The organism is Geminocystis sp. GBBB08 (assembly GCF_016743215.1).
Taxonomy (GTDB): domain Bacteria; phylum Cyanobacteriota; class Cyanobacteriia; order Cyanobacteriales; family Cyanobacteriaceae; genus Geminocystis.
In genome coordinates this window covers 1-12,078 of sequence record NZ_VRZC01000122.1, presented here as the reverse complement: position 1 = coordinate 12,078, position 12,078 = coordinate 1, and the positions used below count along the sequence as shown (strand labels likewise).

Sequence of the window (12,078 nt, the reverse complement as noted above, 5' to 3'; positions counted from 1 at the left end):
ATATAATCCTTTATTTTCTTCATATAGACTATGAAATAAGATACCTTGTTGGAGATTTGATAATGAAAATTTACAACTTTGTCTCATGTTGTTACTTTTGATAAAATAATAATTAAAATTAATGCTATAAATACAGAGAGAAGATAAAAAAAGAGTCACTAAGGAAATTTTTGGTCATAAATTGTTTAAATTTCACTAATAAAATGTATTTTTATTAATTACTAAATAATTCTTTATAATTAATTTATCGTTAAATTTATGTAAACTTAAATATATGCTAATTACGGAAAAAACTCAATTATTAGGAATTATTGGTAATCCGATTCAACATTCTCTTTCTCCAGTGATTCAAAATCAGGCGATCGCCACGTTAAATTTAGATTATATATATTTACCATTTCTCGTAAAAGAAGATGATTTAAGCAAAGCATTTGACTGTTTTAAAGCAATTAAATTAAGAGGTTTTAATGTTACTATTCCTCACAAAAAAAATGTCATTCCTTTTCTGAAGAAAGTAACAGAAACAGCAGAAATAATTGAAGCCGTTAATGTGGTTTGGTTAACAGAAGAAGGATGGCACGGAACAAATACAGATATAGATGGCTTTCTTGCCTCTTTCAAAAAATTATCTAAAGATTGGCACAACATCACACCGCTTATTCTGGGAAATGGAGGAGGAGGACGTGCAGTGACCGTTGGTTGCAGTAAACTAGGTTGTAGGGAAATAAAAATTGTAGGACGGAATTTATATAAATTAAGGGCTTTTCAAGAAAGATGGAATAATTACTCTTTTGCGACTAAAATTTCCATTTATCATTGGGATAATCTAAGTGAGTTAATCCCTGATAGTGAATTAATTATCAATGCGACTCCCATCGGTATGTCTCCTCACATCAAAAATTCACCTTTAACAGATTTACAAATTTCATTGATTAAACAAAATACTATTGTTTATGATTTAATTTATACTCCTAGCCCAACATTATTTTTACAACAAGCCCAAAAACAAGGGGCTATTATTATTGATGGTAGCGAAATGTTAATACAACAAGGTGCAATTGCCTTTGAAATTTGGACCGGTAAATCTGCACCTATAGATATTATGTTAAATTCTATGTTAAGTAAAAGCTGATCATTACCTATTGAAGTTTGCCAAAAACATTCTCTGTAGTGTCTAATATCATACAAACAAAATAACCACTTCCTTTTTTGATATTAGCGGCATGACTTACTCCTGGAGGAACATAAATTGTCTTATGCCCAAAAACTTGATAAAATTCATCTCCTAACTGAATTTCATATTCTAAACCATTACTATCAGGAATGAGTATTTTTATTTCTGGTACATCATGACTATGAGGAGATACATAATGAGAAGGTATATTTTCAACTTCAGATATTTTGTGAATAGCCACATGATAGGGAAAATTTTGAGGTGCGAATCTTTGGATTTCTTTTATGCTATTATGACATGACAAAACACTTAAACTTTGCTGAATATTTGGAAAGATTAGATTTGAGTATTGATTATTCATCTATAGTCTAAATTAATGGTATTTTAAATCAATTATAAATGTAAAATTAGTATTTAATTAATCTTTATGCCAATAATATTATCTTGCAATGAATTAGTCCAGATGGCAATGGGACATTGGTATGCTCAAATTATATATGTCACAGCTAGATTGCAAATAGTTGAGATTATTGCACAAGGAAAAACATCCCTGGAAGAAATTGCCCTTGCTACGAAAACAGACAAAAAAGCATTGTATCGATTATTCAGAGTTTTAGTCAATTTAGGTTTATTAAATGAATTAGAAAATGCTCATTTTCAGTTAAATTCTATCGCCGATTATCTTAAAAAAGATCATCCTCAATCCATATGGGCAACTGTCATGATGATGGGAAATCCAGAACGTTATCAAGCATGGGGTGAACTACTATATAGTATTCAAACAGGTAATTCTGCCTTTGAACATTGTTTCGAGGAAAATATGTTTGACTATTTAGCACATAATCCCGAATCGGCTTATTTCTATCAACAAACCATGAAGCGTTTTTCAGGAATAGAAGCAAAAGCAATAACAAAAGCTTATGACTTTTCTTCCTTTGATTTATTCGTAGATATTGGTGGTGGTTATGGTGAATTATTAACTCAATTATTATCTTTAACTAAACATCAACGAGGAATTTTATTTGATAAATCTTATGTCATTGAAAAAGCTAAAAATCTTTATGAGCAATCACAATTCAAGGATCGTTTACAATATATTGAAGGAAGTTTTTTTGAGGCTATTCCATCCCATGGAGATGCTTATTTTCTTAAAAATATTCTTCATGATTGGAATGATAATAAAGCCTTAGAAATTTTACAAAATTGTTATAATGGAATGCCAAACCATGCTTCATTATTTATCTTAGAAGATGTTATCGATTCAGGTTTGAATGATATTTCTACCACTCTTTTAGACTTAAATATGTTGATAATTTATCAAGGTGGAAAAGAACGTAGTCAACAAGAATTTGAAGAATTACTAGCAAAAGCTAATTTTAATCTTGATCAAATTATAACTACAGAAGACAACATTTGTATTTTGAAATGTTATAAAAATTAATCAATATTTAACTATTTTGAAAAATAATAGTAGGAAATAAAGAACCTTGTTCATAATGAGGAAAGTTACAAGATAATTCTGTGAAATAATTGCCAAATAAATTTTTTACTTCTTCTAAGGTAGGAAAAGAATAAATACTGGGAGAATTTTCATAAACATTAATAGTTTTTAATAAATCTAATGACCATCCCAACTGATGTAAAATTTCGTCAGGATTGGAAATATTTTCTTTCCAAATTTGATAAATATAATCAACAGGAATACCCGCTTCTGTACTCTTCTGTAAAGCAGCTGCCAAACGTAACTTAAATAAATGAAAATTACCAATATTTCCTGCTTTTAAATCACAAAAAATATTTGTTATTTTTTCAGTTTGAGAAGGGCGTAAAAAAAATCGACTTGAAAATAAACCTTGTGGTTTTAAGATTCTTTTTAACTCCTGTAAAACTTGATTATAACTATTAGGATAATCTAATTGAGTAAAACAACCATCCGCCAAAATAATATCACAGCAATTATCTGGTAAAGGAATATTTTGCCAATGTCCTAAAATTACGGTTCTTTTTTTTTTATGATTTTCATTTTTATTCCAAATATTAGCAATCATTTCAGAAGATTTATCAATAGCAATAATTTCTATATTATCAGACCAAGATAAAGAAATAAAATCAGGAGTAACACCTAAAATAACTACTCTATAAATAATTGACAAGTTTAACTTTAGTTTCGCTAAAATTTCTGTTTCAATAAAACTTATATCTTCTTCATTCGGGCGTAAAGGAGAACCAATAACTTCCCAATTAGTAGAAAATTTTTGCCAATGATTATTTTTTACTGTCATAAAATTTACTGTTAAATATTTTTGATATATTTGGTTTTATTATAAATATTTTTGATTAATTATACATCATTATTTTCTTTTATTTTTAAACGAGAAAATATTAAATTAGAAGTTGCTCCTACAGTAGTTTCCGTTGGTCCATAACTATTATATATTCGTTTAATATGAGACAATTTTTTGAGTTTTTCAATTAAGGTAGATTTTACTTTTTCCGCTCCTAAACCTAATGCTTCAATCTTATGAGGTAATTGATTATTATTAATATACTGTTCTATGGTTGATGGAGATGCAGAAAAGAAAGTTATTTTTTCCTGATGAATCACTGTTTCAAAGTGAAATAAATCTTTAATTATAATAACAGTACCTCCAATAATCAAAGGAGAAAATATTTGAATAACACTTAAATCAAAAGAGATTGAAGTTGTGAAAGGAAAAGCATCAAAATCTTGACATTCTAACTGATTAATTCTCCAAAGAAGAATATTAACAACACTATGATGCTCAACCATAACACCTTTTGGTTTACCTGTTGAACCAGAAGTATAAATAATATAAGCTAAATTATTTGATTGAACATTAGTCATTAAATTAGCTTTATTTTCTTGATTAATTAATTCCCAATCTTGATCTAATTTTATCATGTTTTTCGCCTCAATTTTTCCTAAATTTCCTAACTTTTTTTGAGTTAATAAAATTGATATTTGGGCATCTTCTAACATATATTGTAATCTTTCTTCGGGATAATTTGGATCTAACGGTACATAAGCACCACCAGCTTTTAATATTCCTAATATTCCTATAATCATTTCTAAAGATTTTTCAACACAAATTCCGATTAATGTTTCTGGTTTTACCCCCCATTTTTGTAAATAATTTGCTAATTGATTTGCTTTTTCATTTAATTCTTGATAACTTAATTTTTGCTCTTCAAAAACTACCGCAATATTATTAGGTGTTTTAATTACTTGTTCTTCAAATAAGTGATGAATACATTTATTTTTTGGGTATTCTGTTTTCGTATCATTCCACTCAATTAATATTTGTTGTTTTTCCTTTAGGGTAAGAATTGATAAATTACCTAATTTTTGCTCTGGATTATTAATCATTCCTTCTAATAAAGTCTGCAAATGACCTAACATTTTAACAATGATAAATTCCTCAAATAAATCTGTTTTATAAGCTATTTTTATCAATAATTGTTCCCCATCATAAGCACCAATATTAAGGGCATAATGACCTTGTTCTAATAATTGAAATTTTCTATTTTTCCACTGATTCCCTTGCTGTTGTAAATATTCATTTAATTGATAATTTTCAAACACTAATAAACTGTCAAATAAGGAAATATTAGCCGGTAAATTAATCCATTGTTGTATTTTTGCTAAAGGAGTATATTCAAAATCTCTGATTTCTAACCAATTTTGACGAACCTGATTCAGATATGAAAGAACATTTTGTTCTGGAGAAATTATAATTCTTACTGGTATAGTATTAATTAATAAACCAATGATTGATTCTGCATTTTTAACACTATGACGACAGGCTCTTACTGCACCAAAAATAATATCATTGTCGCCACTATAACGGCTTAATAATAACGCCCAAGCTCCTTGTATTAAGGTATTTAATGTTAGATTATTTTCTTGAACAAATTTATGTAAATTTTGAGTTAATTCTTTACTTAAAGTAATAGTTTCTCGATTTTTTTCTTGATTATTTATGATCTGATTAGTAAATTTTTGAATTTTTATATTAGTAGGATTGGTAAAGTTTTTAAATTGATGTTGCCAAAAATCTTGAGCTTTTTGAAGATCTTGCTCTTGTAACCAATTAATATAGTTTTGATAGGGTATTGGTTCACTTAAGTTTAAGTTTTCTTGATTTAATTTAGCAGAATAAAGATTAAATACTTCTTTTAAAATTAAGGTGAAAGAACGGCCATCTAGTAAAATATGATGAAAAGTCCACAGCATTTTATAATGATTTTCTTCTAGTTTAAATAAAGATAAATTCATTAAGGGTGCTTGTTGTAAATTAAAACCTTTTTCTCTATCTTCTTTTAAAAACTGCTCAAATTTTTGTTGGATTTTTTCTAAAGATAAATGACTCCAATCTTGAGTATTAAGATTAAAATTAATAACTTCATTGATTATTTGTTGTGGTTGCTCAACATTTTCCCAAATAAAACTTGTTCTTAAAATGTCATGTCTATTAATAATTTGTTGCCAAGTTTGTGTAAAAAGATCCCTGTCAATTTTTTCAGTTAAATCTCCGACAATTTGCTCAACATATAATCCTTTATTTTCTTCATATAGACTATGAAATAAGATACCTTGTTGGAGATTTGATAATGAAAATTTACAACTTTGTCTCATGTTGTTACTTTTGATAAAATAATAATAAATTAAGGAAAATTGTTGAGTGACAAAAAGAAATATAAGTAAGTGAGTAAAATTAATTATCTATTTTATTTTTCTCAAAGCTATGGTAACAATCGGTTTAAACCCATTGCCTCTATACAATTAATTTTGCATGGGTACTTAAATATATTTCTATCACCATGTGCTTCCCTAAAATTGGTCTTCTCTAAAGAAGCCTCACCAAAATCAACACCACATAAATTAGCACCCCTACCATAAGAGGATATTTTCTAGCAAATACCTTTTTTTTCAATTTATGCCACAAAGCCATTATTAATTCCTAATTCCTCGTTCTTAATTCTTCATTCCTAATTAAGTGTAATAGTTGCCCATTCTGGTTGACGAATATAATTAATCATGTTCGTAAATTTTCTTAACTCAAATTGTTTTAATTGAAAAACATTAGCAGAATTTTCTATCCATAAATCATTGACGTCTTTGATGATAGATTCTACTTTAGCCAGATCAATGTTGTCATCAATTTTATCAAAATAACCTAAAGTAACGTGAGCGGCAAAATCATAATGTTGCTCAATACCTAGCTTCATAATTTGTTCATTTTGGTAGATTAATTGACGTAATTTAACTATTGGCTCATAACTAGACTCAGTAGGTGCAAGGCATACAGCAATTGCCCTAGGAAAAATAGATAAACCAATAACTTCCAATTCTAAAGATTGAGCATCAGTAACAAAAGATTGATATTCTTGAAAAATTTTATTGACTTCTGATAGTAAAATATTATCAAAATTCGGATTTTCTTTAACAGCATTAAGATAAGTTTTATCCCAGATTAAATCGGCTAAGGTTAAGTGGAAACTTTCTGAAGGTAAACCGAGGAAAAAATTATGCCCTAAATCTTCCATTAATCGATATTTAAAACCACGCAATGAATCATAAAAATTTTTATTATAATTATCTTCAGTAGAGGGGGGAGTGATAATGCTAAATCCAGGAAAATCTACTGGTTTACCATTGATAAATTTAGGAGATGACTGAATATTTTTTAATTGTTGTTTATAGTTAGCGGGTAAAGTCATTTGTACAACTCTATTTACATAACTCTGATAATTTCCATCCATATTTTTGAGCCTTTCTTAAATAATTGTATAGTGAGATTATTTTAGTTTATGAGGGGTTTATTATGATTTTAGTTAATAATGATTATTATAAATTTATATTTTTTTTCTGTCAATCACAAGTATTAATTCAGCTATGGGTTAACTTAATGATAACATCAGTTAAAGAAGGATATAATGTTGTTAATTCTTCTTGATTGCCTAAAGTAAAATCAGCAAAATCAAATCCTGGAGATACAGTACAACCTATTAAACTATAGGAGTTAGGTTGACTAACATTAGAGGCAAACCAATAACTATGAGGAATAACTAATTGTAAAACTTCATCATTATCAGGATTATTTCCTAGTTTAAATTGACTATATTCTCCTTGATTATCTATTAAATGAACTATTAAACTTGAGCCTTGGTAAAAATGAAAAATCTCATCACTTTTTAGTTTATGAAAAGCTGAAAATTCTTCTCCTAATAAAAGATAATAAATAGCAGTACAAGCATTGCGTGAATTATCATATCTTATTAATGATTTATCTTGGTTAATCATGTCTTGACTGCGATAAGTTTCTCGGTAATATCCTCCTTCGGGATGTTTCTGTAAATTTAATTTTTTAATCCAATATTCTGCATTCATAGTTAATCATCGCCACTAATTTTTATTTAATATATCATTACCAGTCCCTTAGATAAGTTAAAATGCCTTTAGTTTTTCAATAGGGAAAAGAAAGAAAAGAGGGAAATGCCAATTTATTTATACTGGGGTGAAGATGATTTTGCCATGAGTCAGGCAATTTCTACCCTTAAACAAGATAAGCTCAATTCTAATTGGATTCAGTTCAATTTTGACAAATTTATCGGTGACAAAGAAGATTCTATTCTTTCTGCTTTAATGCAAGTGATGACTCCTCCTTTTGGTAGTGGCGATCGTCTTGTGTGGTTGGTTGAAACAAATATCTGTCAAAGTTGTTCAGAGGAATTATTAACACAATTACAACGCACAATTGTGCATATACCAGAATCAACTCATTTTTTATTAACTAGCAGTAAAAAACCTGATGGGAGAATAAAAAGTACAAAATTAATTAATAAGTATGGCAAAGTAGAAGAATTTAGTTTAATCTCTCCTTGGCAGACAGAAATTTTAATCAAAAAAGTAGAAGAAGTTGCTCAAGAAAAACAAGTAAAATTAACCTCTTCTGCTATTAAGATGTTAGCTAGTTGTGTCGGTAATGATAGTCGATTATTATGGCAAGAATTAGAAAAATTAGCTATTTATCAAGGAGGTAATAAACAACCTATAGAAGAAGAAGTTGTAAAAAATTTAGTAAATGTTAGTACTCAAAATAGTTTACAATTAGCCCAAGCAATTTTGGAAAAAAATATTCTTTATGCCTTAGAATTAGTTAATGATTTAATTACTTTAAATGAACCAGCATTAAGAATTGTAGCGACTTTAGTTGGGCAATTTCGCACATGGGCGATCGTGAAAACGATGATAGAATCAGGAGAAAAAGATGATAAAAAAATAGCAGAATCTGCGGATATAAGTAATCCAAAAAGAATCTATTTTTTGAAACAAGAAATCAAAAATAGTTCAGGGAAACAACTATTATCTAGCTTACCTATTTTACTAGAATTAGAGGCAAATTTAAAACTAGGTACAGATCCTTTAAATGCGTTAGAAACAAAAATAATAGAATTGTGTAATGTTTAATTTAATTAAGATCAAAAAAATTACTTTGCGTCTTTGCGCCTTTGCGAGAGAAATTTATCATCATAAAAAAGAAAGACTAATAAGATTAATATTACTAGGATTAGTTATTACTGTTTTTATTGCTAACTTAGACAAAAACTTGACTAAAGATAAAGTAATAGCAAAAGAAAATTTTTCTCTTGAAATTCAACAAATTATTGAGCAATATAAACCAGTACAACCGTCTCGAGGTGATGTAAGATTATTAGTAATAAGTGATCTAAATAGTGCTTATGGTTCGATGGAATATGAAGAAGAAGTACATTTAGCGATCAAAATGATCCCTTTTTGGCAACCGGATTTAGTATTATGTAGTGGTGATATGATTGCTGGGCAAAAATCTAGCTTAACCTCTCACCAAATTCGTGGGATGTGGAAGGCTTTTGACAGTCAAATAGCCCAACCCATAAGAAATTTAAACATTCCCTTTGGTTTTACTATAGGCAATCATGACGCATCAGGGGCGATTAGTAAGGATAAATTTACCTTTGAAAAAGAGAGAGATTTAGCGGTTGAATATTGGCAAAATCCTGATCATAAAACGGGGATAAAATTTGTTGATGGTAGATTTTTCCCATTTTATTATACTTTTGAAGAAGAGGGAATTTTCTTTTTAGTATGGGATGGTTCAACCAGTCGTATTCCTAGTGATAAATTAGCATGGGTAGAAAAAAGTCTGTCTTCAAAAATCGCTCAAGAAGCTAAAATGAGAGTTATCATCGGACATTTACCTTTATACGCCGTTGCCGAAGGTAGAAATAAAGCGGGTGAAGTGTTAGAAAATCCAGACAAACTAAGAACTTTACTCGAAAATTATAACGTACATACTTATATTAGTGGGCATCAACACGCTTATTACCCTGCCCATAAAGATAATCTTCAGTTATTACATACAGGTGCTTTAGGTTCGGGGGCAAGAAAATTATTAAATAGTGCGATCGCACCACGAAAGACAATAACGATAATAGATATTAATTTTGATGAAAAAAATTTAACAACTTATAGCACTTATAATATGGCAAATTTTCAATTAATTAATGAAGAAGAACTACCAAAATTTATCACAGGATATAATGGTACAATTTATCGAAGAGATATAAATAATAAAAAAAGGCAATTTTAACTTAAATCAACATGGAAATAGAACAAATATTAAAAGCATATCATCAGGGAGAAAGAAACTTTAGACAAATTAAACTCATGGAAGCCGAAATCCTTAAAGAGAATTTATCTTCTGCCGATTTTTCTTACAGTGATTTACGACAAGCAAGATTAGGGCTTACAAATTTTCGTCAAGGTAATTTTACTGAAGCAGATTTGAGTGAAACTATATTATGGGGTACAGATTTTAGTGAAGCTATTTTGTATAAAATATTGTTGCGAGATGCGGATTTAAGTAGTGCTAAACTAATAAAAACGAACTTAGAAAAGGCAAATTTAATTAAAGCCAGTTTCTGTGGTGCAAATTTAACGGAAGCCAACTTAGCTGATAGTATAATTATTGATGGTGACTTTCGTCCTAATTCTGATCAACAAACTAATCTTACTCAAGCAAATTTAAGCAATGTTGATTTAAGTTATGCTAATCTCTCTCAGGCTTTATTCTATCAGGCGAATCTTCGTGGGGCAAAACTTTGTCGGGCAAATTTAAGCACTGGTAAACGATATGACAGTATCAAAACAGATTTAACGGAAGCTAATTTACAAGTTGCTGACTTAAGTTATGCTGATTTAACCGGTGCAATTTTGGTTAAGGCAAATTTACAGGGTGCTGATTTGACAGGTACAATTTTACAAAATACTGATTTAACAGGTGCAATTATGCCTAATGGTGAAATTATCAAGAAAGATTAGATAATAATTAATTCTTAATTCCTAATTCCTAATTACTGAAAATGACTACTGTTTTAGATTCTTCCATTAAATTATCGGAAATTCGTCCTGCGATCGCACAATTACAACCGCAATTAATACATTGGCGACGGAGATTACATCAATATCCAGAATTGGGTTTTCAAGAAGTATTAACCGCCGATTTTATTGCCGAAAAATTGAAAGATTGGGGTATAGAATATCAAGCTGGAGTAGCGAAGACTGGTGTTGTGGCGACTATTAAAAGTAAGTATAAAGGAAAAGTCTTAGCTATTCGTGCGGATATGGATGCTTTACCCATTCAAGAAGAAAATGAAGTATCTTACTGCTCAAAACATGATGGCTTGATGCACGCCTGTGGACATGATGGACATACAGCGATCGCCCTAGGTATAGCTTATTATTTAGCACATCATCGAGATCAATTTCAAGGTACTGTAAAAATTATATTCCAACCTGCCGAAGAAGGTCCGGGAGGTGCAAAACCGATGATAGAAGCAGGAGTGTTAAAAAATCCTGATGTTGATGCTATTATTGGCTTACATTTATGGAATAACTTACCATTAGGCACAATGGGAGTCAGAGAAGGGGCATTAATGGCGGCGGTAGAATGTTTTAAGTGTGAAATATTAGGTAAAGGTGGCCATGGGGCAATACCTCAGCAGACTATAGATTCTATAATGGTAGGATCGCAAATTGTCAGTGCTTTACAAATTATTGTTTCTCGTAACATTTCTCCCATTGATTCGGCTGTAGTTACTGTGGGAACTTTTCATAGTGGCACTGCTTTAAATGTCATCGCCGATAGAGCAAAAATTAGCGGTACGGTTCGTTACTTTAATCCTACTTTAGAAAAGTATATCAGAGAAAGAATAGAAGCCATTATTGCTGGAATTTGTCAAAGTCATGGTGCAAAATATCACCTTGACTACTGGCAACTTTATCCTCCGGTTATCAATCATCCTCGTATCACCCAATTAGTTAAATCCGTAGCTTTAGAAGTGGTAGAAACTCCTTTAGGAATCGTGCCAGAATGTCAGACAATGGGAGGAGAAGATATGTCATTTTTCCTGCAAGAAATCCCCGGATGTTATTTTTTCTTGGGTTCAGCTAATGCTCAAAAAGGTTTAAATTATCCTCATCATCATCCCCGTTTTGACTTTGATGAGACGGTGTTAAGTTTAGGTGTAGAAATTTTCGCTCGTTGTGTCGAGAAATTTGCTAATTTTCAATAGTTAAATTCACCAACGCCCAAATTTTGTATCGATAAACTTAAGATTATTTAAGAGTGTTATTTCAAAAAAAATAAGGTGGGCGATCGCCCTTTAGATTAAATTTTGTAGCAAGAAGACATTTAAGGAAGCCAATTTTCATCTAAGATTTGTTCGAGAGATGCGATCGGGTTTTTGGGGAATCTATCAAGAGATAGTTGAGAATGTTTACTAGCCATAATTCTTCCATCTTGGTAGCATAAATTAATTTTATTACTAAGATAATAATG

At 29.9% G+C, this 12,078-nt stretch carries 13 protein-coding genes; 6 read left to right on the top strand and 7 right to left on the bottom strand.

Going from position 1 to position 12,078, the window contains the following annotated elements; translation table 11 throughout:
* The first annotated feature begins 274 nt into the window (after positions 1-274).
* The gene (locus FWJ34_RS14215) at positions 275-1,132 is read left to right on the top strand and encodes a shikimate dehydrogenase (protein ID WP_308255992.1); all 858 of its coding nucleotides are present in this window, start codon (positions 275-277) and stop codon (positions 1,130-1,132) included.
* Between the two features lie 7 nt (positions 1,133-1,139).
* On the opposite strand, the gene FWJ34_RS14210 is transcribed toward FWJ34_RS14215, so the two are convergent.
* Entirely contained in the window at positions 1,140-1,535 is a 396-nt protein-coding gene (locus tag FWJ34_RS14210) for a hypothetical protein (RefSeq protein WP_308255991.1), read from the bottom strand.
* A gap of 66 nt (positions 1,536-1,601) precedes the next feature.
* Here FWJ34_RS14210 and FWJ34_RS14205 point away from each other — a divergent pair, with 66 nt between their 5' ends.
* On the top strand, positions 1,602-2,615 hold the full coding sequence (locus tag FWJ34_RS14205) for a methyltransferase (protein ID WP_308255990.1): 1,014 nt from the start codon (positions 1,602-1,604) through the stop codon (positions 2,613-2,615).
* Positions 2,616-2,622: 7 nt separating this feature from the next.
* Here the strand turns inward: FWJ34_RS14205 and FWJ34_RS14200 are convergent, their stop codons facing one another.
* The 5 genes from FWJ34_RS14200 to FWJ34_RS14185 all read right to left on the bottom strand — a co-directional run bounded on the left by FWJ34_RS14200 (position 2,623) and on the right by FWJ34_RS14185 (position 7,586).
* Positions 2,623-3,456, bottom strand: a complete 834-nt coding sequence (locus FWJ34_RS14200) for a methyltransferase domain-containing protein (RefSeq protein WP_308255989.1) — start codon at positions 3,454-3,456, stop codon at positions 2,623-2,625.
* Between the two features lie 59 nt (positions 3,457-3,515).
* Positions 3,516-5,831, bottom strand: coding sequence for a condensation domain-containing protein (locus FWJ34_RS14195; protein WP_308255988.1), 2,316 nt, complete (start codon positions 5,829-5,831; stop codon positions 3,516-3,518).
* A gap of 107 nt (positions 5,832-5,938) precedes the next feature.
* Positions 5,939-6,103: a pentapeptide repeat-containing protein gene (locus FWJ34_RS19585; RefSeq protein ID WP_396231958.1), complete on the bottom strand. Its 165-nt coding sequence runs from the start codon at positions 6,101-6,103 to the stop codon at positions 5,939-5,941.
* An 81-nt stretch (positions 6,104-6,184) separates the two neighbouring features.
* Positions 6,185-6,958: a DUF1868 domain-containing protein gene (locus FWJ34_RS14190; RefSeq protein WP_308255987.1), complete on the bottom strand. Its 774-nt coding sequence runs from the start codon at positions 6,956-6,958 to the stop codon at positions 6,185-6,187.
* Positions 6,959-7,085: 127 nt separating this feature from the next.
* Positions 7,086-7,586: a cupin domain-containing protein gene (locus tag FWJ34_RS14185; RefSeq protein WP_308255986.1), complete on the bottom strand. Its 501-nt coding sequence runs from the start codon at positions 7,584-7,586 to the stop codon at positions 7,086-7,088.
* A gap of 105 nt (positions 7,587-7,691) precedes the next feature.
* Here FWJ34_RS14185 and holA point away from each other — a divergent pair, with 105 nt between their 5' ends.
* From holA to FWJ34_RS14165, 4 genes are read left to right on the top strand one after another with little or no spacing between them, the layout of a single operon-like run.
* Positions 7,692-8,666, top strand: coding sequence for a DNA polymerase III subunit delta (gene holA / locus FWJ34_RS14180; protein ID WP_308255985.1), 975 nt, complete (start codon positions 7,692-7,694; stop codon positions 8,664-8,666).
* Positions 8,659-9,828, top strand: a complete 1,170-nt coding sequence (locus FWJ34_RS14175; protein WP_308255984.1) for a metallophosphoesterase — start codon at positions 8,659-8,661, stop codon at positions 9,826-9,828. Before holA ends, FWJ34_RS14175 begins: the two co-directional genes overlap by 8 nt.
* A gap of 11 nt (positions 9,829-9,839) precedes the next feature.
* Positions 9,840-10,559 (top strand): heterocyst differentiation pentapeptide repeat protein HetL, encoded by a 720-nt coding sequence (gene hetL / locus FWJ34_RS14170; protein WP_308255983.1) that lies wholly within the window; start codon positions 9,840-9,842, stop codon positions 10,557-10,559.
* A gap of 41 nt (positions 10,560-10,600) precedes the next feature.
* On the top strand, positions 10,601-11,812 hold the full coding sequence (locus tag FWJ34_RS14165) for a M20 family metallopeptidase (RefSeq protein WP_308255982.1): 1,212 nt from the start codon (positions 10,601-10,603) through the stop codon (positions 11,810-11,812).
* 119 nt (positions 11,813-11,931) lie between these two features.
* On the opposite strand, the gene FWJ34_RS14160 is transcribed toward FWJ34_RS14165, so the two are convergent.
* Positions 11,932-12,078: DUF29 family protein (locus FWJ34_RS14160; protein WP_308255993.1), on the bottom strand; the 147-nt coding region annotated here is incomplete at its 5' end.

Excerpts from the sequence above, each read along its gene's own strand:
- FWJ34_RS14190 (WP_308255987.1), bottom strand. The coding sequence starts at position 6,958 with ATGGATGGAAATTATCAGAGTTATGTAAATAGAGTTGTACAAATGACT.
- FWJ34_RS14195 (WP_308255988.1), bottom strand. The coding sequence starts at position 5,831 with ATGAGACAAAGTTGTAAATTTTCATTATCAAATCTCCAACAAGGTATC.
- hetL (WP_308255983.1), top strand. The coding sequence starts at position 9,840 with ATGGAAATAGAACAAATATTAAAAGCATATCATCAGGGAGAAAGAAAC.
- holA (WP_308255985.1), top strand. The coding sequence starts at position 7,692 with ATGCCAATTTATTTATACTGGGGTGAAGATGATTTTGCCATGAGTCAG.
- FWJ34_RS14175 (WP_308255984.1), top strand. The coding sequence starts at position 8,659 with ATGTTTAATTTAATTAAGATCAAAAAAATTACTTTGCGTCTTTGCGCC.
- FWJ34_RS14185 (WP_308255986.1), bottom strand. The coding sequence starts at position 7,586 with ATGAATGCAGAATATTGGATTAAAAAATTAAATTTACAGAAACATCCC.
- FWJ34_RS14200 (WP_308255989.1), bottom strand. The coding sequence starts at position 3,456 with ATGACAGTAAAAAATAATCATTGGCAAAAATTTTCTACTAATTGGGAA.
- FWJ34_RS14215 (WP_308255992.1), top strand. The coding sequence starts at position 275 with ATGCTAATTACGGAAAAAACTCAATTATTAGGAATTATTGGTAATCCG.
- FWJ34_RS14210 (WP_308255991.1), bottom strand. The coding sequence starts at position 1,535 with ATGAATAATCAATACTCAAATCTAATCTTTCCAAATATTCAGCAAAGT.
- FWJ34_RS14205 (WP_308255990.1), top strand. The coding sequence starts at position 1,602 with ATGCCAATAATATTATCTTGCAATGAATTAGTCCAGATGGCAATGGGA.
- FWJ34_RS14165 (WP_308255982.1), top strand. The coding sequence starts at position 10,601 with ATGACTACTGTTTTAGATTCTTCCATTAAATTATCGGAAATTCGTCCT.